This is a genomic window from Actinomyces sp. HMSC08A09, assembly GCF_001807465.1.
Lineage (GTDB): Bacteria > Actinomycetota > Actinomycetes > Actinomycetales > Actinomycetaceae > Actinomyces > Actinomyces oris.
Genome location: NZ_KV789106.1, coordinates 1 through 989, shown reverse-complemented (window position 1 = coordinate 989; position 989 = coordinate 1). Strand labels below are relative to the sequence as shown.

The window sequence follows — 989 nt, the reverse complement described above, 5'->3', positions numbered from 1 at the left end:
GTGCGTGGCCCCTGACGGAAACTCATCGAGTCCTTCACCAGCGAGGCCTCCTATGAAGGAGAATGAATGTGATTGTCAGTATCGACATCGGTGGTGCCGTCTCCTAGGATGAGACCATGATCGGCGCAGGGGTTCAGGAGACTCTCTTCTTCCCGCTTCTGGGGCGGGCTCGTGCTGCGCGAAGCTGGCCGAGCTGCTTTCAGGACTCCTGGTCCGAGCGCCTGGTCTCGATGGTCTCCGCCTTCCGCCCTGGCGTCGAGGACATGGATATGGGCGAGATGCCCGCCGCCGTCTACGCCTTGCGCCACCTTGCCGCCGTGACGGAGATCCGGCGCTACCTGGACACCCACCCCGAAGCCGCCGTCGTCGATCTCGGCTGCGGACTGGATCGTCTCGTTGACGAGGTCGACAACGGTCGGGCGCTGATCTACAACCTGGACTTCCCCGACGTTCTCGAGTCCCGACGCACCTGGGTCGAGCCCCATGAGCGAGAGCGGGAGCTCCCCTTCTCCTTAACCGATCATCGCTGGATGGATGAGGTCGACGCCAGCGGCGGACTGATTGCCGTGGCCTCCGGGGTCTTCTACTTCTTGGAGACCAGCTCAGTTCGAGACCTCGTCAACGCGATGTCCCACCGCTTTCCCGGCGGCCGTCTGGTCTACGACTCCGAGTCCCCGGAGATGGTCGCGATGAGCGAGCAGGCCGTCCGGGATCGAGGAATCGACGCGGCCCCCATGCCCTTCCGGGTCGCCGACCCCTGCGCCGCACACACCTGGAGTCCCCGCGTCTCCCAGATCAGGGTGAACTTCGACCTGTCCTCCTACGCCGCCGATCCCTCAGCCCTTCCTGCACAGGTACTCGAGGGCTGCGCTCAGATGAGGCAGGGTCGGGCTCTCTATGAGGTCATCGCCGATTTTGCCGTCTCAGGGGAACCCTGCTGACTCATTGACCGGGGCATACTCGCCTTCCGTGACGAGGCCTGAGAGACT

1 protein-coding gene is annotated in these 989 nt (G+C 64.1%); it reads left to right on the top strand.

Annotation, left to right across the window (positions count from 1 at the left end):
- Positions 1–116: 116 nt before the first annotated feature.
- Positions 117–941, top strand: a complete 825-nt coding sequence (locus tag HMPREF3165_RS04675; protein ID WP_010613971.1) for a class I SAM-dependent methyltransferase — start codon at positions 117–119, stop codon at positions 939–941.
- Positions 942–989 lie beyond the last annotated feature (48 nt).

What these genes read in the sequence shown, in the direction of transcription:
- HMPREF3165_RS04675 (WP_010613971.1), top strand. Translation starts at nt 117, where the DNA reads ATGATCGGCGCAGGGGTTCAGGAGACTCTCTTCTTCCCGCTTCTGGGG.